At 62.2% G+C, this 22,115-nt stretch carries 24 protein-coding genes; 8 read left to right on the top strand and 16 right to left on the bottom strand.

Annotated features, from left to right (window positions below):
- Window positions 1-12: 12 nt before the first annotated feature.
- The 5 genes from ACU0FH_RS07240 to soxR all read right to left on the bottom strand — a co-directional run bounded on the left by ACU0FH_RS07240 (window position 13) and on the right by soxR (window position 5,781).
- The gene (locus tag ACU0FH_RS07240) at window positions 13-798 is read right to left on the bottom strand and encodes a 4-(cytidine 5'-diphospho)-2-C-methyl-D-erythritol kinase (protein ID WP_446193997.1); all 786 of its coding nucleotides are present in this window, start codon (window positions 796-798) and stop codon (window positions 13-15) included.
- 3 nt (window positions 799-801) lie between these two features.
- Window positions 802-2,514 (bottom strand): tetratricopeptide repeat protein, encoded by a 1,713-nt coding sequence (locus tag ACU0FH_RS07235; protein WP_446193996.1) that lies wholly within the window; start codon window positions 2,512-2,514, stop codon window positions 802-804.
- A gap of 152 nt (window positions 2,515-2,666) precedes the next feature.
- Entirely contained in the window at window positions 2,667-4,316 is a 1,650-nt protein-coding gene (locus ACU0FH_RS07230; protein ID WP_446193995.1) for an electron transfer flavoprotein-ubiquinone oxidoreductase, read from the bottom strand.
- A 130-nt stretch (window positions 4,317-4,446) separates the two neighbouring features.
- Window positions 4,447-5,292 (bottom strand): isocitrate lyase/PEP mutase family protein, encoded by an 846-nt coding sequence (locus tag ACU0FH_RS07225; protein WP_446193994.1) that lies wholly within the window; start codon window positions 5,290-5,292, stop codon window positions 4,447-4,449.
- 36 nt (window positions 5,293-5,328) lie between these two features.
- On the bottom strand, window positions 5,329-5,781 hold the full coding sequence (gene soxR / locus ACU0FH_RS07220; protein WP_238370955.1) for a redox-sensitive transcriptional activator SoxR: 453 nt from the start codon (window positions 5,779-5,781) through the stop codon (window positions 5,329-5,331).
- A gap of 104 nt (window positions 5,782-5,885) precedes the next feature.
- Between soxR and ACU0FH_RS07215 the strand changes: the two genes are divergently transcribed.
- The 5 genes from ACU0FH_RS07215 to ACU0FH_RS07195 all read left to right on the top strand — a co-directional run bounded on the left by ACU0FH_RS07215 (window position 5,886) and on the right by ACU0FH_RS07195 (window position 10,070).
- Entirely contained in the window at window positions 5,886-6,284 is a 399-nt protein-coding gene (locus ACU0FH_RS07215) for a VOC family protein (RefSeq protein ID WP_238370954.1), read from the top strand.
- A gap of 189 nt (window positions 6,285-6,473) precedes the next feature.
- Window positions 6,474-6,944 (top strand): transcription elongation factor GreA, encoded by a 471-nt coding sequence (gene greA / locus ACU0FH_RS07210; protein WP_088634117.1) that lies wholly within the window; start codon window positions 6,474-6,476, stop codon window positions 6,942-6,944.
- Window positions 6,945-6,957: 13 nt separating this feature from the next.
- Window positions 6,958-7,977: a hypothetical protein gene (locus ACU0FH_RS07205; RefSeq protein ID WP_446193993.1), complete on the top strand. Its 1,020-nt coding sequence runs from the start codon at window positions 6,958-6,960 to the stop codon at window positions 7,975-7,977.
- A gap of 72 nt (window positions 7,978-8,049) precedes the next feature.
- Window positions 8,050-8,730, top strand: a complete 681-nt coding sequence (locus ACU0FH_RS07200) for a potassium channel family protein (protein ID WP_446193992.1) — start codon at window positions 8,050-8,052, stop codon at window positions 8,728-8,730.
- Window positions 8,731-8,735: 5 nt separating this feature from the next.
- The gene (locus tag ACU0FH_RS07195; RefSeq protein WP_446193991.1) at window positions 8,736-10,070 is read left to right on the top strand and encodes a TrkH family potassium uptake protein; all 1,335 of its coding nucleotides are present in this window, start codon (window positions 8,736-8,738) and stop codon (window positions 10,068-10,070) included.
- Window positions 10,071-10,120: 50 nt separating this feature from the next.
- On the opposite strand, the gene ACU0FH_RS07190 is transcribed toward ACU0FH_RS07195, so the two are convergent.
- From ACU0FH_RS07190 to ACU0FH_RS07170, 5 genes are all read right to left on the bottom strand, one after another.
- Complete coding sequence (locus tag ACU0FH_RS07190; RefSeq protein ID WP_446193990.1) at window positions 10,121-10,888, bottom strand: MBL fold metallo-hydrolase; 768 nt, start codon at window positions 10,886-10,888, stop codon at window positions 10,121-10,123.
- A gap of 82 nt (window positions 10,889-10,970) precedes the next feature.
- Window positions 10,971-13,106, bottom strand: coding sequence for a molybdopterin-binding protein (locus ACU0FH_RS07185; RefSeq protein WP_446193989.1), 2,136 nt, complete (start codon window positions 13,104-13,106; stop codon window positions 10,971-10,973).
- The gene (mobB, locus tag ACU0FH_RS07180) at window positions 13,103-13,594 is read right to left on the bottom strand and encodes a molybdopterin-guanine dinucleotide biosynthesis protein B (protein WP_446193988.1); all 492 of its coding nucleotides are present in this window, start codon (window positions 13,592-13,594) and stop codon (window positions 13,103-13,105) included. Before mobB ends, ACU0FH_RS07185 begins: the two co-directional genes overlap by 4 nt.
- Window positions 13,591-14,211 carry a molybdenum cofactor guanylyltransferase MobA gene (gene mobA / locus ACU0FH_RS07175; protein WP_446193987.1) on the bottom strand — a complete coding sequence of 207 codons (621 nt, stop codon included), beginning with the start codon at window positions 14,209-14,211 and terminating at the stop codon, window positions 13,591-13,593. The genes mobB and mobA overlap by 4 nt, the downstream gene beginning before the upstream one ends.
- Before the next feature lie 79 nt (window positions 14,212-14,290).
- Window positions 14,291-15,163 (bottom strand): formate dehydrogenase accessory sulfurtransferase FdhD, encoded by an 873-nt coding sequence (locus ACU0FH_RS07170; RefSeq protein ID WP_446193986.1) that lies wholly within the window; start codon window positions 15,161-15,163, stop codon window positions 14,291-14,293.
- Between the two features lie 67 nt (window positions 15,164-15,230).
- Here ACU0FH_RS07170 and ACU0FH_RS07165 point away from each other — a divergent pair, with 67 nt between their 5' ends.
- Both ACU0FH_RS07165 and ACU0FH_RS07160 read left to right on the top strand, forming a co-directional pair.
- Window positions 15,231-15,947, top strand: coding sequence for an AzlC family ABC transporter permease (locus ACU0FH_RS07165; RefSeq protein ID WP_446193985.1), 717 nt, complete (start codon window positions 15,231-15,233; stop codon window positions 15,945-15,947).
- Window positions 15,944-16,300, top strand: coding sequence for an AzlD domain-containing protein (locus ACU0FH_RS07160; protein ID WP_446193984.1), 357 nt, complete (start codon window positions 15,944-15,946; stop codon window positions 16,298-16,300). The genes ACU0FH_RS07165 and ACU0FH_RS07160 overlap by 4 nt, the downstream gene beginning before the upstream one ends.
- Here the strand turns inward: ACU0FH_RS07160 and ACU0FH_RS07155 are convergent.
- The 5 genes from ACU0FH_RS07155 to ACU0FH_RS07135 all read right to left on the bottom strand — a co-directional run bounded on the left by ACU0FH_RS07155 (window position 16,286) and on the right by ACU0FH_RS07135 (window position 20,432).
- Window positions 16,286-16,894 (bottom strand): hypothetical protein, encoded by a 609-nt coding sequence (locus tag ACU0FH_RS07155; protein WP_446194163.1) that lies wholly within the window; start codon window positions 16,892-16,894, stop codon window positions 16,286-16,288. The two genes, ACU0FH_RS07160 and ACU0FH_RS07155, sit on opposite strands and share 15 nt — an antisense overlap.
- Before the next feature lie 25 nt (window positions 16,895-16,919).
- Window positions 16,920-17,054 carry an aa3-type cytochrome c oxidase subunit IV gene (locus ACU0FH_RS07150; RefSeq protein WP_238370943.1) on the bottom strand — a complete coding sequence of 45 codons (135 nt, stop codon included), beginning with the start codon at window positions 17,052-17,054 and terminating at the stop codon, window positions 16,920-16,922.
- Between the two features lie 156 nt (window positions 17,055-17,210).
- Window positions 17,211-17,669 carry a DUF6173 family protein gene (locus ACU0FH_RS07145; protein WP_238370942.1) on the bottom strand — a complete coding sequence of 153 codons (459 nt, stop codon included), beginning with the start codon at window positions 17,667-17,669 and terminating at the stop codon, window positions 17,211-17,213.
- On the bottom strand, window positions 17,666-18,718 hold the full coding sequence (locus ACU0FH_RS07140) for an MBL fold metallo-hydrolase (protein WP_446193983.1): 1,053 nt from the start codon (window positions 18,716-18,718) through the stop codon (window positions 17,666-17,668). The genes ACU0FH_RS07145 and ACU0FH_RS07140 overlap by 4 nt, the downstream gene beginning before the upstream one ends.
- 1 nt (window position 18,719) lies before the next feature.
- On the bottom strand, window positions 18,720-20,432 hold the full coding sequence (locus ACU0FH_RS07135; RefSeq protein WP_446193982.1) for an acyl-CoA dehydrogenase: 1,713 nt from the start codon (window positions 20,430-20,432) through the stop codon (window positions 18,720-18,722).
- Window positions 20,433-20,570: 138 nt separating this feature from the next.
- Between ACU0FH_RS07135 and ACU0FH_RS07130 the strand changes: the two genes are divergently transcribed.
- A complete protein-coding gene (locus ACU0FH_RS07130) occupies window positions 20,571-21,524 on the top strand; it encodes an L-threonylcarbamoyladenylate synthase (RefSeq protein ID WP_446193981.1) in 954 nt (317 codons plus the stop codon).
- A gap of 9 nt (window positions 21,525-21,533) precedes the next feature.
- Here the strand turns inward: ACU0FH_RS07130 and ACU0FH_RS07125 are convergent, their stop codons facing one another.
- Window positions 21,534-22,094 carry a YqgE/AlgH family protein gene (locus ACU0FH_RS07125; protein WP_238370938.1) on the bottom strand — a complete coding sequence of 187 codons (561 nt, stop codon included), beginning with the start codon at window positions 22,092-22,094 and terminating at the stop codon, window positions 21,534-21,536.
- Between the last annotated feature and the right edge of the window lie 21 nt (window positions 22,095-22,115).

Below are 22,115 nucleotides of genomic sequence, written 5' to 3'. Positions count from 1 at the left end.
ACAGCGACAGGACTACCCGGCAAAACTCCGACAGGCGCGGACCCACCAACCCGGCCGGGCCGCCGCAATGTGTTCAGCCGACGCCTTGGCCGTATTCGCATCCGGGTAGAGACCAAAACAGGTCGAGCCCGAGCCGGACATCCGCGCCACAAGCGCCCCGTCCAGCGCGGCAAGCGCCTCGGCAATCATTGGCGCCACGCGGATCGCGGCTTCTTGGAGGTCGTTGCGCTGATCGCCCAGCCAGCCGATGAAATCATCCGCCATCAGCGTCATGGCTGCATTATCCCGCCGCTCCAGCGCCCGAAACACCGCCGGGGTTGGCACATGCACGCCCGGATTGACCAGAACCAGATGGCACTCCGGCACCGCAACCGGGTGAAGCTGCTCTCCGATCCCGCGCATCCGCTGCGGGGTGTGCGACAAGCAGACCGGCACATCCGCGCCAAGGTCCAGCGCATGTTCCCCTGCCCCGGCCCAGCGCAGAACCGCAGCCGCGTCAGATGACCCGCCCCCGATCCCGGCCCCATGCGGCAGGTTCTTTTCAAGCCGGATCGAGAGCACCCGCCCGGCCAGCTTAGCGGCTTGCCAGACGAGGTTGCGCCCGTCCTCGGGCACGCCCTCGGCAAAAGGTCCAGTGACAGACAGCGACATCTCATCCGCATCGCTCAGCCACAGCCGGTCGCCGATATCCGCGAAGACCACCAGCGAATCCAGCAGGTGATAGCCGTCATCCCGACGGCCCGTCACATGCAGGGAAAGATTGATCTTGGCCGGTGCCAGAACCGGAGTGTCAGCCACGAATTACTCGCCGGCGACCTTCAGCGGTTCGGCACCTTCCTCGGCCAGCACCTGATCCAGCCCGACTTCAAGCTTGCGGCGGATACGGTCTGGATCAGCCTCGCTGTTTTCATCCTCGGGGTCGACAAAGGACAGCGCCCGGCGCCACTGGAACTCGGCCTCGCGATAGCGCCCGACCGCCCAGTAGACATCGCCAAGGTGGTCATTCACCACCGCGTCCACGGCCATCAGTTCGACCGCTTTTTCCATGTGTTCGACGGCCTCGTCATAGCGGCCCATGCGGTAAAGCACCCAGCCGAGCGAATCCACGATATAGCCGCTGTCAGGGCGTGCCGCGACAGCGCGCTCAATCATCGATAGCGCCTCTTCAAGGTTCTCCTGCCGCTCGACCAGCGAATAGCCAAGATAGTTCAGCACCTGCGGCTGTTCCGGGTTCAGCTCCAGCGCCTGACGGAAATCCGCCTCGGCCTCTTCCCACTCCTTGAGACGCTCGTGCGAAATGCCCCGCGCATATAGCAGGAACCACGTCGCCTGCGCGCCCTCTTCGGTCAGCTCGATGGCGCGGTCATAGGCTTTCACCGCTTCTTTGTATTCCTCTTCCTGACGGCGCAGATCACCCAGCGAGGAATAGATCATCGGCATGTCAGGGTAAGTCTTGGCGAGGTTTTCCAGCGCCTCAATCGCGGCATCCGGTTTAGCTGCACGGCGCAGCGCCTCGGCCCGGCCTAGTTCGGCGGCGGAATATTCAGGGCTGTCTTGCGGCACCTGCTTGTAGGTCGAAACCGCAAGATCATACTGCCCGAGGTTGTCGAGCAGTTCCGCGTTCAGCAGGATCGCGTCCACATGGTCAGGGCGCAGGAAACTTGCGACGCGGGCATAAACCAGCACGTAATCGTCCGAGGCTTCGCTCTTAAGCGCGAGCGCGATGGAAAAGAACACCTCGGCCAACCCGTCCTGCGGGTTGCGGACCTGTTGCAAGGGCAGGGTTTCCCCGGCCTCCAGCCGGTCCGCCAGTTCAAGCAGCGCCGGATCGACGGTCGCGCCGAACGCATCTGACAGGCTTTCCAGAGCATCCTCGTTACGGCCAAGCTGCGACAGGATCTCGACCCGCGCAATTGCCGCGCGGCGACTGATCCGCGACAGTACGCCCTGATCGGCGGCGAAAATCTCGGCCGCATCCTCAAGTTCGCCCATCGAGGCAAGCGCGAGCGCCTTGTGGTACAGCCCGAACGCCCGCAGCCCGTTTTCTTCGCTCAGCCTGTCAAAGGCCGCCAGCGCTTCGTCACGCTCGCCAAGACCCACCAGCGCCCAGCCACGGACAAGCCCGTCGACCAGCGGCCCGACACCATGGGTTTCGGGATTCCGCGCGGCGAGTGCTTCGTAATCTTCCTGCGCGATCAGGTTCGCCACCACGACCATATGGGCGGTCTGGCTCGACAGCTCCAGCTCTTCCATCGTGCGGGCCACCGGCAGGGCCCGCTCAATCCGGCCCAGCGCCAGCTGCGCCAGCACCGCGTTTTCCATCAGCTTGGGGTTCTTGCGGTCGTAATTCAGCGCCATGCCATAATACTTGGCGGCAGCGTCAAAGTCGCTGGTGAACAACGCCTGCCGTCCCGCGAGATAAGCGCCGGCCCCGGTCTGAGCCGTCAGCCCCGTCGGAAGAATGAGCGATGCGACGACAGCAGCAACTGCCAGTTTTGGAAAGACTGAAGACACGAGCGATCCCTGTTTGCCGAGAATGGTGCATCTCAAGCTAGGCCTGTGGCGCAAGGATCGCAATGGGGCGCACCCGGTCAGGCGGGGAAGTGCCGCATATTTTATAAAAGAAGCGCCGCATTTTTGCGGCGCTTCCTCGTTTTTGTAACGGATCACATGTTCGGATAGTTCGGACCGTCCCCGCCCTGCGGGGTGGTCCAGACGATGTTCTGTGCCGGATCCTTGATGTCACAGGTCTTGCAGTGCACGCAGTTCTGAAAGTTGATCACGAACTTCGGCTTGCCCGCGTCATCCTCGACGAACTCGTAAACCCCCGCCGGGCAATAGCGCGACGACGGCCCCGCGTATTGGGCGTAGTCGACCTTTACCGGCACTTCCGGGTCCTTCAGGGTCAGGTGCGGCGGCTGGCTTTCCTCGTGGTTCGTCATCGAGAAGGATACGTTGGTCAGCCGGTCAAAGGACAGCTTGCCATCCGGTTTCGGATAGTCGAACGGTTCGTGCTTGCTCGCCTCTTCGGTCGCGGCCGCATCGGTTTTTCCGTGGCCTTGCGTGCCGAACAGCGAGAATCCGAATGTGTTGGTCCACATGTCGAGACCGCCAAGCATAAGGCTCGCCGTGAGGCCGTATTTCGACCAGAACGGTTTGACGTTGCGCACTTTTTTCAGGTCCGCCCCAATGGCGCCCTCGCGCACGTCGACCTCGTAATCGGTCAGCTCATCGGCGCTGCGGCCTTCCTTGATCGCGGCGTAGGCTGCCTCGGCTGCGGCCTTGCCCGAGAGCATCGCGTTATGATTGCCCTTGATACGCGGCACGTTGACCATGCCCGCCGAACAGCCCAGCAGCGCCACGCCCGGTGCGACCAGTTTCGGCATCGACTGCCAGCCGCCCTCGGTGATCGCCCGCGCGCCATAGGCCACGCGCTTGCCGCCTTCCAGAAGGTCGGCAACCATCGGGTGGTGCTTGAACCGCTGGAATTCCATGTAGGGGAACAGGTAGGGGTTCTTGTAGTTCAGGTGGACCACGAAGCCCACGTAAACCTGATTGTTATCAAGGTGGTAGATGAACGAACCACCGCCCGCATTCTTGCCCAGCGGCCAGCCCATCGTATGGGTCACGGTGCCTTCCTTGTGCTTGGCCGGGTCGATCTCCCAGATCTCCTTCATGCCAAGACCGTATTTCTGCGGCTCTTTGCCTTCGCCCAGCTTGAACTTTTCGATCACCTGCTTGGAGAGCGATCCGCGCACGCCTTCGCCAAGGAAGACATACTTGCCGTGCAGTTCCATGCCCGGCTCATAGCTGGCGCCATGGCTGCCATCGGCTTCCTTGCCGAATTCACCGGCGACCACGCCTTTGACTTCGCCGTTTTCGCCATAGACCAATTCGGAACAAGCCATGCCGGGAAAGACCTCGACCCCCAGCTCCTCGGCCTGCTCGGCCATCCAGCGGCAGACATTGCCCATCGAAACGATGTAATTGCCGTGGTTATTCATCAACGGCGGCATCGGGAAGTTCGGCACGCGCACCTGCCCCGATTCGCCCAGCATGTAGAAATTGTCCTTTTTCACCGGAACGGTGATCGGGGCGCCTTTTTCTTTCCAGTCCGGGATCAGCGCGTCGATACCGCAGGGGTCAAGAACCGCCCCAGACAGGATATGCGCGCCCACTTCCGAGCCCTTTTCCAAAACGACGACATTGATGTCCGCATCCAGCTGCTTGAGCCGGATCGCCGCAGAGAGCCCGGCAGGCCCTGCCCCGACAATGACAACATCGTATTCCATCGCTTCGCGTTCAACTTCGGCCATGCCTGGCTCCTCATCTGTCTTGCTGGCGCATTCCGCGCGCAATTATATTTCGTGGCTGAGTACCTTTTGGCACCCGCTTCGGTCAATCGCAACTCTGCGTCATTGCGACGTTATATAGGTCCAAACGCGCTCAGGTTCGATTCGTTGCTTTTGAATCGGACATCATGTCGCTCAGGGCCCCATCTCGCACCGCTTCGCGCGCGTAATTGAAAAAGCCCTGTTCAAGCACTTCCTCGGCGGCGCGCATCAGCGCGCCATAGGCCGCGCGGGCAAATGACCCGCCGACACTAATCCGCTTGACCCCGGCCTCGGCAAGGTTGGCGACGGAAATCGACGGCCCGACAAGCCCCATCACCACGTTCACCGGACGGTCGAGCTCGGCACATAAGGTACGGATATCGTTAAGATCCGTCAGGCCGGGCGCGTAAAGTACATCGGCCCCCGCCGCCGAGTAGGCCTGAAGCCGACGGATCGTATCATCCAGATCGTGCCGATCCCACAGGTAGTTTTCGGCCCGAGCGGTCAGCAGGAACGGCTTGTCCCGCTTTGCCTCGGCGGCTGCCATGATCCGGTCCACCGCCAGCGCCTGTTCGTAGATCGGAGCATCCGCATGGCCGGTCGCATCCTCGATCGATCCGCCGACCAGACCCGCGGCGATCGCCAGAATCACCGTCTCGGCACAGGTCTCGGGCATGATGCCAAACCCGTCTTCGAGGTCGGCGGTCACCGGAAGATGCGTCGCCGCCGCGATTTCACGCGCATTGTCGAGAATCTCCTGACGGCTGAGACCCGCAAAGGAATCACGCTTGCCGACGGAAAAGGCATATCCCGCGCTCGTGGTCGCCAGCGCCTGAAACCCCATCTGCGTCAGCACCCGCGCGGTGCCCGCATCCCATGGGTTCGGTACGATGAACGCGCCCTCACCCCGATGCAGCGCCGCGAAGCGGTCGTATTTTTCCTGCTGTGTCTCGCTCATCCCTCACCCCGATATCATACCCTTGAAACCTCTTTTTCAGAACTCGTCCGATCTGTCACCCATCAGGTATCTTGGTCCCTCGCCGCGTGTGGCAGCTTTGTCATGCGGGTTATAAAGTGCGCAGCGGTCAAGCGAGAGGCATCCGCAGCCGATGCAGCCGTCCAGTTTCCCGCGCAGCAGGGTCAGCCCCTCGATGCGGGAATCGATCTCTTGCCGGAACCCTTCCGCCAGCCTCGCCCAGTCTGCACGGGTCGGATTGCGCCCCTGCGGCAGATCGTCCAGCGCGGCGCGGATATCCGCCAGCGCGAACCCCAGACGCTGCGCGATCAGCACAAAGGACAACCGCCGGATATCGCCACGCTGAAACACCCGCCGGCCGCCCCGGTCGCGGCCCGGCTGCACCAGCCCCTCCTCCTCGTAGTAACGGATCGCCGAAACCGCCAAACCGGTGCGCCGGGCGACATAGCCGATGCTCAACCCTTTGTGCATAAAACGTAGCCTTATGATTTTGTTAACTTCTTTTCGCTTGACCTCAACCTTACTTGATATCGGAGCCTTGGGACATGGAAAATCAGACTGGAAAGGAAATCACCATGTCACAACAGACTGCAACTGCACGGCTTGAACATGCAAATATCACCGTCTCCGACGCCCATGCCACGGCGCGCTGGATGAACGACATCTTTGGCTGGAAAATCCGCTGGGAAGGGCCGGCGATGCAGACCGGCTATACGGTTCACGTCGGCACCGACGACAGCTACATCGCGCTGTTTTCCTACGGGGACGAAGCTGAGGCCAAGGGCGACAGCTATCGCACCGTCGGCGGGCTGAATCACATTGCCGCCTTCACCGATGACATCGACGCGGCCGAGAAGGCAGTGAAACGCGCAGGCTTCAAACCGGTGAATCATTCGGACTACGCGCCGGGCCGCCGGTTTTATTTTCACGATACAGACGGAATCGAATGGGAGGTCGCGAGTCACCAGAGTTAACGCCTCCTTAACCCCGGCGTACGTTGGAGGTGCACAGGGGGTGTACGGGACGTGTACGGAAAATGCACAGGTTGTGCACGCCATTTTGTGGCTCTTCCATAAAGGCTTGGTCTCGGTTAGGCTTTGATCCGAACTCTCGCCCCGGCGCAGCTTGCGGCGGGGCGCTGACATTTTTGATGGAACGAAGAAATGGACAAAATACCGATGACACCGGCTGGGAACAGTGCGCTGAACAGCGAACTGAAACAGCTGAAATCCGTCGAACGCCCGGCCATCATCAAGGCGATTGCCGAAGCGCGTGAGCATGGCGACCTGTCCGAGAATGCGGAATACCATTCGGCCCGTGAAAAGCAGTCTTTCATCGAAGGCCGGATCAAGGAAATCGAAGGCGTGCTCAGCCTTGCCGAGGTCATCGACCCGGCCAAGCTGAGCGGCCCGATCAAGTTCGGCGCCAAGGTCACGCTGGTGGACGAGGACACGGACGAGGAAAAGACCTGGCAGATCGTGGGCGAGCACGAGGCCAATATTGAAAAAGGTCTGCTCAACATCAAATCCCCCATCGCCCGTGCCCTGATCGGCAAGGACGAAGGCGACAGCGTCGAGGTACGAACGCCCGGCGGAGAGAAATCCTACGAAGTGCTGAAAATCGTCTATTCCTGACGGAGCGCCGCCCATGTCCTCCCCCAGCCGCGAGCCTCAGGACAGCCATACCACGCCGCTCGGGATCTACGATCGGCCGCAGTATCAAGCGATTACCGGGATCGAGGTCACGGCAATCGCCTTTACAGTGCTGTGGCTGATCGCGGCGCTTGTTTTCTTTGTTTTCGTGCCGGGCGACGAACAGTCCGGCATCGACGGCAACAGTTTCCTGCTGACGCTGATGGGGATTTTCATGCCCATCGCGATGATCTGGGTCGCGGCCACCGCCGCCCGGTCGAACCGGGTGATGCGCGAGGAAAGCGCAAGGCTTCAGGCGGCCATCGACGGCATCCGGCAATCCTATGTGTCGCTGCAGCAGCGCGGCAACATGTCGAGCGACGGCACGGTGGCACGCAAGCTCGATGAAATCGCCGCCGCCGCGAAAAAGACGGAAACCGCGCTGGCGACCTTTTCGACCCGGCGAGATCCGGCGAACCCGCGCAAGAACTCAACCGTTTCCGTACCGGACACCGGCGATCAGGGCTCTCTCGCGCTTGGCACACCGGCCGAGGAACTGGCCCCGCCGCTACCGAGCGAAGAATTCATCCGCGCCCTGAACTTCCCGGAAACCGCCGAGGATCAGGCCGGTTTCGTCGCCCTGCGCCGCGCACTGCGCGACCGCAAGACCGCGCAGATCATTCAGGCGAGCCAGGACGTGCTGACCCTGCTTAGCCAGGACGGGATCTACATGGACGATCTGCGCCCTGATCGGGCCCGTCCCGAAATCTGGCGCCAGTTCGCGCAGGGCGCGCGCGGACGTGCCGTTGCCCCGCTTGGCGGGGTGCGCGACCGGACATCTCTCGCGCTGACCGCCGGGCGCATGAAACAGGACCCGATCTTTCGCGACGCCGCGCACCACTTCCTGCGGCTCTTCGACCGGATGTTCGCCGAGTTCGAGAAAACCGCGAGCGATGCGGACATCTCCGCGCTTGCCGACACCCGCACGGCGCGGGCCTTTATGCTGGTCGGCCGGGTGGCCGGCACATTCGATTGATACCGGGCCGGGAACCTTCGGGAGCCGGTAAAGTTCTGTGATTGCGGCATTCTTAGACCGTGAAAGGAAAATATGTTGGGCTCCTCCAGCAGCAAGACCAAGCAACGTACCTTTGCCATTATCGGGCTTGGCAATTTCGGCAGTACCGTCGCCAAGGACCTGACCCAGTACGGCAATTATGTGATCGGTCTCGACACCAGCGAAAAACGGGTTTCGGACCATGCCGAGATCCTGACACAGGCAATGATTGTGGATGCCAAGGACGACCTTGCCCTGCGCGAAGCCGGAGTCGCGGAATGCGACGCCGCGCTTGTGGCGATGGGCTCGGACCTTGAGGCCAGCATCCTTGCGGCGATCAATCTCAAGACCCTCGGCGTGCCGCTGGTCTGGGCCAAGGCCACGACCAAGACGCACCACCGTATCCTCTCCAAGCTCAAGGTCGACCGGATCATCCACCCCGAGGTCGAGGTCGGCCAGCATATCGCACAGGTTCTCCACAACCCGCTGGTGCGGGATTACGTGAGCCTTGGCAACGGCTTCCACGTGGTGAACTTTCGCATTCCCGAAAGCCTCGAGGGCAAATCGCTCGACACGCTGGCCCATGCGGAAAACTACGACCTGCGCTGTATCGGCGTGATGCGGGGCACCGACTTCCTCGGCCATGACGGTTCGACCTGCGTGCTGCAAAAGGATGACCTGCTGTTGCTGCTGGGCCGTCGCAGCGACCTGCGCGATTTCGCGGCAAGCCTCTGACGCCAATGCGCCCTATCCTGTTTCTGCGCCTGATCCAGCTGCCGCCCCCGGCGGCACTGGCGCTTCTGTACCTCGTCTTCATCATTATCGGCGCGATCCTCCTGCGCCTGCCTGTCGCGCATGACGGGTCGGTTGGCGCCTGGGAGGCGCTGTTCACCTCAACATCGGCCGTCACCGTGACCGGCCTTGCCGTGGTGGACACAGGCTCGGCCTATACGCTGTTCGGGCAGGTGGTCATCGCCCTGCTGATCCAGTTGGGTGGGCTTGGGCTCATGACCTTTGCTGTGCTTTTGCTGCTGGCGCTCAACATTCCGATCGGCATGCCGCACCGGTTGATTCTGCGCGAGGACCTGAACCAGACCAGCATTTCCAACGTCACCACGTTGGTAAAGGTCATCCTCTACGTGGCCGTGCTTTGCGAGCTGGTTGGCACGCTCGCCCTGTCGCTGGTTTTCGTACCCGAATTCGGCTGGCACACCGGGCTGTGGCACGCCTTTTTCCACAGCGTTTCCGCCTTTAACAACGCGGGGTTCGCGCTCTACCCCGACAGCCTGTCGCAATGGGTGGCCAATCCGATCGTGAACATCGTGATCCCCGCCCTGTTCATCCTTGGCGGACTGGGGTTCATCGTCGTCGGCGACGTCTATGAAAAGCGCAACTGGCGCAAGCTGACCCTGCACAGCAAGCTGATGATCACGGGCACCATCGCGCTTATCCTCTGGGCTTGGATCTGTTTCGCGCTGTTGGAATGGAACAACCCCGGCACGCTGGGGGGTCTGGACGGGACCGCCGCCCGGCTTTGGGCAAGCTGGTTTCAGGCTGTGACACCCCGTACCGCAGGTTTCAACACGCTGGACACCGGCGCGATGCACAATTCGTCGTCGCTGATGACCATGACGCTGATGCTGGTCGGCGCGGGCAGTACTTCGACCGCGGGCGGGATCAAGGTGACGACGCTCTTTGTCATGCTGCTTGCGACCGTCGCCTTTTTCCGGCGCCAGAAACAGATCAATATCTTTGGCCGCAGTCTGGGGCTTGAAGAGGTGATGAAAGCGATGGCGCTGACCACGATTTCCATGCTGCTGGTGTTCAGCGGCATCTTCTTTACCTCGATCACCAACCACGTCGATTTCATCGACCTCGCTTTCGAGGTTACCTCGGCCTTTGGCACCGTGGGCCTGTCACGCGGTCTGACACCCCAGCTCGACGGTTATGGCGAAGCGATGCTGATGCTGATCATGTTCCTTGGTCGGGTCGGCCCGCTGACGCTCGGGTTCTTTCTTGCAACCCGAAGCGTGCCTCGGGTCAAATACCCGGGCGGTCAGATATATCTAGGCTAAACGAAAAACGGCGGGAAAGATCCCCGCCGTTTCGCCGATTCAACAAAGGCTTATTCGTACCAGGCGCCCAGCTTGACCTCGACACCCTCAACGAGGCTCGCGAATTCCTCGGGGTCCTGCGTTCCACCATCGCGACCACGGTAATGGTAGGGGTAGACGTAGGTCGGCTGGAACTCGGACACCGCCGACGCCGCCGCGTTCACATCCATGGTGAAGGGCAGGTTCATGCAGACAAAGGCAAGGTCGATATCTTCAAGCTCGCGCATCTCGGGGATGTCTTCGGTATCGCCCGAGATATAGACGCGAAAGCCGTCAAAGCTCAGCACATAGCCGTTGTCGCGGCCCTGCGGGTGAAAGTTCAGCCGCTCTTCGGTCGTGTTATAAGCCGGGATCGCGTCGATCTGGACGCCTTCCATCTGCGACATTTCCCCGTTGGCGATCTGCATGGTTTTACCTTGCAGGTCCTCTGGCATCATCTCGTAGACGGCAGGGTTGGAAATCAGCTGCGTCTCTTCCCCGACCAGCGCGGCCAAGGTTTCCGCGTTGTAATGGTCACCATGTTCATGGGTGATCAGGATCAGGTCGGGCTCGGGGAAATCACCATAGGCCGAGGCCTCGCCGACCGGGTCGACGTAGATCACGCCTACTGGCGTTTCCATCACGAAGGACGCATGAGAGACCGGGTGTACGGTAATCATGCCACCGGGGGTCTTGAACTCGTTCGCGAGATGACCGGCAGCCATCGCGGCATAGGGCAGCAATGTAACCGTACCGGCGGCGCCGGCGGTAGATATCAAGAACTGGCGTCGGGACTGCATGGAAAATCCTCCTGTTTCGCGTCATTAGGGGACTTAGACCGGCGTCAGATCAATTCAATTTCCCGTGCAGGCCTGTGCGCGATCAAAGCGCGAAACTGCCGAAGGGTATATAGCGCACCGGGTCTCCGGGGCGGATGTGGCGTTCGCCATCCTCCAGTTCGACCAGCCCCTCGGCCCAGCTCAGCCCGCTGATGCGGCCCGATCCTTCCGAGGCGAACACCTCGGCGCGGCCTTCGCGGATGCGCGCCCTGAGGTACTCGCGCCGCCCCGGTTTCTTGCGTTTCTCAAAGGCCGCCGGAAGGGTGAAGCCCTGCGGTTCCTGCCAGCCCTCGCCCGCCAGCAGGCAAAGCGCGGGACGCGCAAAGACCAGCGTGCAAACCATCGCCGCCACCGGGTTGCCCGGCAGACCGAACACCGGTTTCCCCGCCCAGAGGCCCAGCGCCAGCGGGCGGCCCGGCTTGACCGCGATCCGCCATTCCTGCATTGCGCCCGCTTCGCGCAGCAGCGCGCTCACATGGTCTTCGTCCCCCGCCGAGGCCCCGCCGCTCGTCAGGATCACATCCGCCTGCTCTGCCGCCGCATCGAGCCGCGCGCGCAGCGCCTGCCGGTCGTCGGGCACGATCCCCATATCCACCGGCTCAAAGGCAAAGCGGGCAAGCATCGCGAGCAGCATGGGCCGGTTCGCGTCATGGATCTGGCCGGGGTTCAACGGCTTGCCCGGTTCGGCCAGCTCATCCCCGGTCGAAATCACCGCCACACGCAGCGCTCGCCGCAGATCGACCCGTGCAGGACCAACTGCCGAAAGAAGAGCCAGATCGGCCGGTGTCAGGCGCCGCCCGGCCGGCAGGACCACATCACCTGCCGCCACGTCCTCCCCGGCCTTGCGGGCATTGGCGCCGCGTTTCAGCGGGCCGCGAAAAGCGATCTGGCCATCGGCAACCGTGACGTCTTCTTCTAGGATCACCGTGTCGACACCCTCGGGCAGTGGCGCGCCGGTGAGGATGCGTATGGCGCGGCCCGACGGCACTTTCCCGTCATAAGGCGCACCTGCAGCGGCCCGTCCCTCGACCAGTTGCAGCCGGTGCTTGCCCTCGGATGCACCGCCGGCGAACCCAAAGCCATCGACGGCAGAATTGGCCGCAGGCGGGTTCGACCTTTCGGCGATCACATCGCTTGCCAGAACCCGACCAAGCGCGGATCGGACAGGCGATTTCTCGGCGCCTGCGATGGGGTTCAGCCGGGTTCTCAGAAGGTCCAGCGCCTGATCGACGGGCGTCCAGTTGACGCCCGCAGGCAGGGCAAAACAATCGTTGCGGAGCGGTGGCGGCTCTGGCCCCTCGCCTGTATCTGGCGCCCCCAGCGCCAATTCGCTCAGGCGCGCGACATGCCCAGCCCCCAGTATCCAGCCTTCCTCGTGGGACTCTTGCGGCGGCGCGGCCATCAACTCTGCCAGCTCGTCATGAGGCAGCCGCGACAGTGCCCGCGCGAGGAGGCGAACCTGAACCCGGTCGCGGATTTCCCCGGAGGCCCGCACCTTGACCTCTTTGACTGCCGGTTCGATCAACCCCGGCCAGATCTCTACCACCACGACAGCGGCGTCCGAGGTATCCTCGAATGGCCATACCGCCACCCCGTCAAGCCGCCGCAGCCGAGAGAGCACCGGCAGTCCCATCAACACTTGCCCACCCACCGTGGGCGGAAAGGCCAGCTGAAAACAGCTCGAAGATGCCTTGCCCGCCAGATCGCAATGGCGCTTCTCGGCCACCTCGTCAAAGACGATCCCGGCTTTGCGGTACGGAATCTCCGGCCAGTCCCTTTCGTTCGGCTTGCCCCAGAAGGGGCCGGGACCGTCGAAAAAGCCATTCATTTCCGAGGCCACATCATAGCGGTTGTTCGCCCCGTCCGGCAGATCGCTGATGCGCTCTTCCAGCCATGCCCACAGGGCAAACACATCATCCGTTCCGGTGATCTTTCGGGCGAGCCCCTTGGGATAGCCAAACGGGAAATCGAATCCGATCATCATGCGCCGGCCCGCATCGCGTTCGGCCGCGATCAACGCGGCCAGATGGCTTTCGGCATCCTGACGGGACCGGCAATAGACCGGTTCATCATCGCCGGTCCCGCGCGATATCCCGATCCAGATAGAATCCTTCGACGGTCGGGCGGGCGCGCGCTTGCCGGCCGACCAGTCGACCACCACATGGGTGTCGAACTTCACAGGCCCACCTCGGCAAGTACGAAATCCGCGATTGCCTTGGTATCATCCAGATCGAAGACCGGCCGGTCGAGATCGAGCGGCGTGTCGCTGGCCACCGCGCGAATGGTCGGATCGTCCGGCGCAATAAGCGGGTTACCGGTTTCCGCGCGATGCGCTTCGATCTTGGGGTGCTGGTCGCGTTTGTAACCTTCGATCAGGACCAGATCGACGGGCGAGAGTCGCGGTAGCAGGTCATCGAGGCTTGGTTCATGTTCTTGCCGCAGCTCATGCATTAATGCAAAGCGATTTCGCGAGGCCAGCAGCACCTCGGTCGCGCCCGCCTGGCGGTGGCGAAAGCTGTCCTTTCCTTCGTGATCCACGTCAAAGCTGTGATGGGCATGCTTGATGGTCGAAACGCTGATCCCGCGCGCGGTGATCTCGGTCACAAGCCGTTCCATCAATCCGGTCTTGCCCGCGTTCTTCCATCCGACAACGCCGTATATTCTCACGCGTTCCCCGCCAGTATTTCTTCGGCCCGGGTCAGGTCTTCGGGCGTATTCACGTTGAAAAACGGATCGAACATCGGCGCGGGAAAAACCGCCTCGCGGCCCTGATGATGATCGGTCCATTGCACCACCTTGCGCAAACCGCCCTGCAAGGCCGCGCGCAGGTCGTCCCGCAGGGACACCGGCCACAGGCCGAAGGTCGGGTGGCGACGCACCTGCCCGTCCGCATCCGGCGTTGCAGCAAGGACGAGCGGGTTCTCCATGTCCTCACCCGCGAGCAAAAGCTGGGGAACGAGATCGCAGGGGAAAAACGGCGTGTCCCCCGCCGCGGTGACCAGCGTATCGGCCCCCTGCGTCGCGGCCCAATCGAGGCCTGCAAGCACCCCTGCCAGAGGACCGGCGAACCCCTCGATGCTGTCGGCAATCACCGGCAGACCGTAGTGCGAGAACCGTTCGGCATCTCCATTCGCGTTTAACGCCAGCGCCGCGACCTGCGGTTCGAGCCGTTCGACCACATGATCCAGCAGGTTCTGTCCGCCAAGAGCAAGTAGCGGTTTGTCACCTCCGCCCATGCGGCGCGCCAGCCCGCCCGCGAGAATAACGCCGACCGGTTGTTTCATTGGCAACGCATCCCGAACCCGCGCCCAAGAAAATTCGAATTTTCTTGGGAATTTTCTGACCAGAAAATTGCCGCCCGGTTCATACCTCTGCTCCCTTGCGGATCGCGCGGCGCTCTTCGGCTTGCGCCGAGGACAGGTCCGCATCGCGGATAAGGCGCTCTTCGCCCGCCAGGCAGACGAACCGCTGGCCGCGCAACCGACCGATCAGCGTCAATCCAACCTGCCGCGCGATATCGACTCCCCATGCGGTAAACCCGGAGCGCGAGGCCAGCACCGGTATCCCCATATGGGCGGTCTTGATGACCATTTCCGAGGTCAGCCGGCCGGTGGTGTAGAGGATCTTGTCCGACGCGCCTTCGCCATGCTTCAGCATCCATCCCGCCACCTTGTCGACGGCGTTATGGCGCCCGACATCTTCCATGTAGACCAACGGTTGGTCCTGTCGGCAAAGCACCGTGCCGTGGATCGCCCCGGCCTCCAGATAAAGCGACGGCATCCGGTTGATCTGCGCCGACAATGCGTAGAGCCACGAGCTGCGCACTTCGGCGGCGGGCAGGTGCAGCCCCTCCAGACCCTCCATCATGTCGCCGAAAACCGTTCCCACCGCGCAGCCGCTGGTGCGGGTCTTTTTCTTCAGCTTTTCTTCGTAAGAGGTCTCGCGCCGGGTTCGAACGACGACGGTTTCAAGTTCATCGTCGTAGTCGACGCCCAGAAGTTCATCATCGCCGCGCAGCATGCCCTGGTTACGCAGGAAACCGAGCGCAAGGTATTCCGGGTAATCGCCGATCGTCATCGCTGTGACGATCTCCTGGCTGTTCAGAAAAATCGTGAGCGGGCGCTCTTCGACGACCGAAATCTCAGTTTCGGCACCGGTATGATCCGTGCCGCGAATTTTCCGTGTCAGGCCCGGCGCCTGCCCGTCCGGCGCGATCAGCAATGCGTCGTCATTCATGCGCGTCACCAATTGCAACCCCTCCCCATCACCGATAGTGCAGTTTCGGTCAGTCTAGGGTCAAGCCATGCCACGTACCACCGCGAAATCGTACTTTTGGAAAGGATGCCGGAACAGCCTGCCCTTCATCTTTGTCGCCGGCCCCTTCTCGCTCCTGTTCGGGGTACTCGCAACCGAAGCAGGGCTCAAGCTTTACGAAATGCTGACTTTTTCCGCCTCGGTCTATGCGGGATCGGCCCAGTTCACCGCGCTGCAACTGCTGCGCGAAGATGCCCCGACGCTGATCATTCTTGCCTCATCGCTCGCCGTGAACCTGCGGGTCGGCATGTATTCCGCCTCGCTGACCCCCTACCTCGGCGCAGCCCCGCTCTGGACGCGGGCCATCGTCGCCTATTTCACGGTGGACCAGTCCTATTCCCTATCCGTGGCCCAATACGAACTGGTGCCGGAAATGACGCTCTCCGAGCGGCTTGCCTATTTCTTCGGGACAAACGCCATCATCGCGCCGCTCTGGTATACCGGCACGCTGGTGGGAGCGATCCTCGGCACCGGCATCCCCGAGAGTTTCGCGCTCGATTTCGCGCTGCCCATCGCTTTTCTCGCCATGGTCGGCCCGATGCTGCGCACCCCCGCCCATATCGTCGCGGCCTTCGTGTCGATCGTCGTGGCGCTGCTCTGCGTTTCCATCCCCTATAACCTTGGCCTGCTGGTGGCCGGCACGGCCGGCATGATGGCCGGGGCGCGGGCGGAACAGTTTCTCATAAGCCGGGGGGTCAAGATATGAACGACGTTGCAACATCGACCACCGGTTTCGAAACCCCGACCCTCTGGATCGTGATCCTTGGCCTTGCGCTAGGAAGCTTTGCCCTGCGGTTCTTTTTTATCGGGATCGTGGGGGACCGGCCCCTACCGGAATGGCTCTTGCGCCATCTGCGTTACACCGCTGTCGCAATGCTGCCCGCGCTGGTCGCGCCGCTGGTCGTCTGGCCCAGCGCAACAGGTGGCGAGCCAGATCTGCCACGCATGGCGGCCGCCGCCGTGACGCTGGCCGTCGGCTACGTCACCAAGAATGTGCTAATGGCCATCGGCAGCGGCGCGGTCACGCTTTACGCGCTGCTCTACCTAGTTGGTGTTTAGCGCTTCGTTGCCCTTGCGCAGACCTTCCTGAAGATCGGCACTGTCGTATTCGTAATAGGTGTCCGTGACGACGCCGGGCAGCTTGGCGAATTGTTCCTGCAGCTTGACCGGATAAAAGGTGGTCTGGACGTTTTCGAAACCCGGGATCTGCTGCACCAGCTGAGAGGTGGCATTGGCACAGAAAGCGCCCGCAACCGGTCCGTTGGCAAGGGCCAGCCGATAGGCGGTTTCGGCCTGTTCTGCGGTTAGCGGCACGTGCTGGCGCACGACGTGGAAGGTTTCCCGTGCGTGGGCGCCCTTGTAGGCTTCCTCGATCTTTGGGGAGATCCCGAACAGCACATCGTCCTGCTCGGGCACGACATCCGCATAGAACGACCCCGCCGGATCGAAGATCACGGTTTCCGAGGCGTTGATCAGCAGGGAGGAATGCGCCCCCTTGCCGGAGCGATTGTTGATCATCGTGTAGAGCGTCATGCGCGGCGGTTCGCTACTGCGATAGCGCGCCGCTTCCACAACTGCATCTTCGGAATAGTGCCCTCCCGTGACGCAACCGGACAGCAGAGGCAGCAGCGCCAGCAGGCACAGGATACGCATATTCAAGGAAAGGCTCCGATTGGGATCAGGTGATGAAGATTGCCATCAGGATGAGCAGCACGATGATGATGCCCGCGGCCCATGTGACAAAGCTCATGAAGCCTTCGAAAGTTTCGGTTTGCGATTTGATGTCCATCTCGCCGTGCTTGTGTTCAGCCATAAGTCTGATCCTGTTCGTGACTCTTGCAGGGGGAAGTACCGGATTCGAAAGACGGTGTCACGCGGTCAATACCGCGCAGCCGTCACTCAGGGGTGTCCTATCCATCGGTGCGGCCAAGAAAATTCAATTTTCTTGGGAAAATTCTTCGCAGAATTTTCACGGTGTCTCAGGCTCTTCGATATCCCGGACCAGCCTGAACCCGATACGATGCGCGGGCTCTTCGGGCTGCGGCTTTGCGATGGCACGCAGCATCACGTTCAACTGGGTGACATGCTGGATCAACTGGGTCTTCGAGCCACGGCCATCGCTGCCGTAAAAAGTCACGATATCCGGGTCGAAATAGCCCATACCCTCGATGCGCAAAACACCCGCATCGCCCCCGGTCAATCCGACTGCGACCTCGTGCTCGCCATCAAGCTGCGCTTCGAAATTGCGGATATAGACAATCAGCCGCTCATAAGCCCATTGCGCGGCGCTTTTGTTTTTCAGCGGCTGCTTCAAGCTGTCCGGCACCGGTGCCTTTTCGGCGCGCGCGGGGTCGGTATGGATTTCCTTCATGCGCGGCAGCACATCCGCCTCGGCGGCTTCTGCCGTCGTCCTGATCTCGTCGCTCATCCCTGGCCTTTCGCCTGATAGACCCATGCGCCATCCGCGCGTCTTTCGCGCGTGACGTCACCTTTCAGGTAGAGATGATTGACATGGGCCACGGATTCAACCAGCGCCAGCCCATATTCCCCGGCACCGATGTTACGCTTGAACAGAACCGAGAAGCATTCCGCCGCGCTGTGCGGTTCGGCCAGATGCTTCATCAGCCGCCGCAGCGCGCCGTGATGATTGTCGATCAACTGCCGCAGACGCACCGGCAACCCGGTGAAAGGCAGCTTGTGCCCGCCCAAAACCAGATGATCGGGGCGTGCCAGCGGCAGGAAACGCTCGCAGGCCTCGAGCCATCCTTCAAGCGGATCGGCCTCGGGTTCGGTCACGTAAACGCCGATGTTCGGACTGATAGAGGGCAGGATCTGGTCGCCAGAGATCACCAGATTGTCATCGCGGCTCCAGAAAGTCGCGTGTTCCGGCGCGTGGCCGTTACCGATGTGGATGTCCCACGTGCGCCCGCCCATCTCGATCACGTCGCCCTGCTTTATCCGCTTGAACCCAAGCGGCATGGGCACGGCGATATCCGCGTAGTTGAACGGTTTTTCCTGTGCCCGCTGATCAAGGATTTCGGGATCCATGCCCGCGCTTTTCCAGAAAGCCAGCGTTTCCGAGGGCGGTCTCTCCTGCGCGTCCAGATGTAGCATCCGTGCAAAGAGCCACGAGGTGCGGGTCGACACCAGTTCGGCCCCGTGTTCGGTCTGGAACCAGCCCACGTTGCCCATGTGATCCGGGTGATGATGGGTCATGATCACGCGCTTCACCGGCTTGCCCGCCATCGGCCCGTTCAGCACTTCGGTCCAGATTTCACGCGTCTTGCGTGATCCGAACCCGGTGTCGATCACCGTCCAGCCGTCTCCGTCATCCAATGCGTAGAGGTTAACGTGATCCAGCTTCATCGGCAGCGGCATGCGGATCCAGAGGATCCCGGGAGCGACCTCGATGGCGCCCCCGTGTTCCGGTGGTGTATCCCAGGGGTAATTCAGCACCATCGGTCTTTCCGTATCCATATCAGGCCACCAGGTCTTCGAGGCTCATCTCGTAGAGATCCTTCGCCCCGGCCTGCGCATGGGCGAGAAGACCGCCATGTTCGGGCAGCAAGCAGGTTATATAGAACTGGGCGAGCGTTTCGCGTGCCGATCCCGGTTCCGCGAGTGCGGCGGAAAGGTGGAAATGCGCCCCGAGCACCCGCGCAAACCCGCGCAAGTAAGGCACCGCGCCCGCGAACCGGTCGTTCATGTCGCTCTGACCGTTCAACCATTCGGTCGCCTCGCGCAGGGTTTCCGCCGCCTGCCAGACCGCGTCGGCCATGTCCGGGAATGTCGCCTTGGCCTGTTCCGCCTGCGTCTCGATTTCATCAAGCAGGTGCATCGCGGCCTCGCCGCCGTCCATCATCTTGCGCGCAACAAGATCCATCGCCTGGATCCCGTTTGTGCCCTCGTAGATCGCGGTGACGCGACTGTCACGATAGTACTGCGCCGCGCCGGTTTCCTCGATAAAGCCCATGCCGCCGTGCACCTGAACGCCCATTTCAGAGACGTCGATCCCGGTGTCCGTCCCGAAGGCCTTGGCAATCGGTGTCAGCAGAGCCGCACGGGCGGCCCAGTCCGCCTCGCCGGTGGCGTTCTGCATGTCGATGGCAACCGCGCAGGACAGGATAATGGCGCGGGCGGCGAACAGCTCGGCCTTCATCGTCATCAGCATGCGGCGCACATCCGCATGTTCCGCGATGGTGCCCGAGGAGCCTTCGGCGGTACGGCCCTGCTTGCGCTCCATCGCATAGGCCAGCGCGTGCTGGTAGGCGCCCTCGCCCGAACCGACGCCCTGACCGCCAACGCCAAGCCGCGCGTTGTTCATCATGGTGAACATTGCCGCCATGCCGCCGTTTTCCTTGCCGATCAGCCAGCCCTTGGCGCCGTCATATTGCATGACGCAGGTCGGCGAGCCGTGCAGGCCCATCTTGTGCTCAAGCGAGACCACCTTGAGCTGGTTCGCCACGCCCGGCGCGCCGTTTTCATCGGGGATGTTCTTGGGCACGAGAAACAGGCTGATCCCCTTTGTACCCGCCACGCCATCGGGCAGGCGCGCGAGGACAAGGTGGCAAACATTCTCGGTGAAATCGTTGTCGCCCCAAGAGATATAGATCTTTTGCCCGGTGATGGCGTAGGTGCCGTCGTCCAGCGGCTCGGCCTTGGTCGACAGAGCCCCCACGTCCGATCCCGCCTGCGGTTCAGTCAGGTTCATGGTGCCGGACCATTCGCCCGAGATCAGCTTGGGAAGGTAAAGATCCTTGATATCATCGCTGGCGTGATGCTCCAGCGCTTCGATCTGGCCCATACTCATAAGCGGGGCCAGTTCCAGCGACAGGCAGGCGCTCGACATCATTTCGTTGACCGAGGTCAGCAGCGTCACAGGCAGGCCCATGCCGCCATGTTCCTCGGGCGCACTGATCCCGATCCAGCCGCCTTCGGCGATCGCTTTCCAGCCCTCGGCAAATCCGGGCGAGGTACGCACGACGCCGTTTTCCAGCCGGGCCGGATTAAGATCGCCATTGCGTTGCAGCGGGGCCATGACCTCTTCGCACATCTTGCCCGCTTCGTTCAGAATCGCCGAAACCACGTCGCTGCTGGCTTCCGAATAACGCTCGGTTCCAGAGACGCGGTCAAAACCGACGACGTGACGCAGCATGAATTCATAATCGGATACGGGGGCACGATAAGGCATTGCTTACTCCTCGCTGGTCAATGGCTTAAGACTACGGACGGGCTTGGATTCTGCCCGGGCCGCCTTTATGGGACAGCAGTCCCCGGCATTCCAGAGCAGTCTGCCGATCCACGCAACTGAAACGCCGCGTCACGCCTAATGAACTCTTCGTCAGCTCTCATGCTCGGCCCTTCGGCCCCGGACCTCGCCCGGGCCGCCGATCTGCTGCGGCAAGGCGCCTGCGTCGCTTTCCCCACCGAGACCGTCTATGGGCTGGGGGCTGATGCGACCAACGGGCGGGCGGTGGCCGGCATTTACGAGGCCAAGGGACGGCCAAGCTTTAATCCGCTGATCGTCCATGCCGCCGATGTGGCCACGGCGCAGCGGTACGTGGACTGGTCAGATGAGGCGGAAACGCTCGCCCGCGCCTTTTGGCCCGGACCTCTTACGCTGGTGCTGCCGCTGCGCGCCGATGCGGATGTGTCACCCCTTGTCACCGCAGGTCTTGATACGCTGGCGATCCGCGTTCCGGCGCACCCGACCGCGCGGGCATTGCTCAAAGAGTTTGGCGGCGTGGTCGCCGCGCCCTCGGCCAACCCGTCGGGGCGGATCAGCGCCACGACAGCGGACCATGTGAGGGACGGGCTGGGCGGACGTATCGCCGCCATTGTCGATGACGGCCCCTGCGAGGTTGGGCTGGAATCGACGATCCTCGGTTTCGGTGAGGATCGTAAACCGGTCCTGCTGCGGCCCGGCGGGCTGGGGGTGGAAGAGATCGAAGGCGTATTGGGCGGACCGGTACAGCGGCGCGCGCCCTCTGCCACGCTGAACGCGCCGGGGCAGATGCTTTCGCATTACGCGCCGAAGGCCGCGATCCGCCTTGATGCACCGTCTGCGGAGCGGGGTGAAATCCTGATCGGGTTCGGCGAGATGCCCTGTGACCTGAACCTGTCGCCCGAGGGCGATTTGGCCGAGGCGGCGGCGAACCTGTTCGGCCACCTGCATCTTGCCGACCGAGACGGTCGTCCTATCGCCCTCGCTCCGATCCCGAAGACCGGTCTGGGGCTTGCCATCAATGACAGGTTGGCCCGCGCGGCGGCACCGCGCGACTAGAACCGCGCCTCAGGCGTTGCCGGAACTGGCCGAAAGCGTCAGCGGGTCGACCCCGATCTCGGCCAGCGCCGCACCCCATTTCGCGTCATTGTCGAGATCGTAGATGATCTGCTCATTGACCTCGGCGGTCAGCCAGCCGTTATGGGCGATTTCCTGTTCCAGCTGCCCCGGCCCCCAGCCCGCATAGCCCAGTACCATCAGGAATTTCGATGGCCCGGTGCCGCTAGCGATATCCTCAAGTATATCGAGCGTCGCCGTCATCCGCAGTGTGTCGCTGATCCGCAGGGTCTGAAGCGGCGACTCGTAATCATTGCTGTGCAGCAGGAACCCGCGCGCGCCCTCCACAGGGCCGCCGAAATGCACGGGCAGATCCCTGCCCGCAGCATCCTTGCGGCCTTCGATTTCAAGCTGGGCAAGCAGATCCGAGAGGTGAACATCCTCGGCGGGCTTATTGATGATCAGCCCCATGGCCCCGTCATCATCGTGAGAGCACATCAGGATCACGGATCGTTCGAACCTAAGGTCGCCCATGCCCGGCATTGCGATCAGTAGCTTTCCGGTCAGGTCCATTTAGAGTTACTTCCTTTAATT

It is taken from the genome of Heliomarina sp. (genome assembly GCF_052826185.1).
The sequence above is the reverse complement of the archived record's forward strand: the minus strand, read 5'-3'. Positions and strand labels throughout refer to the sequence as shown.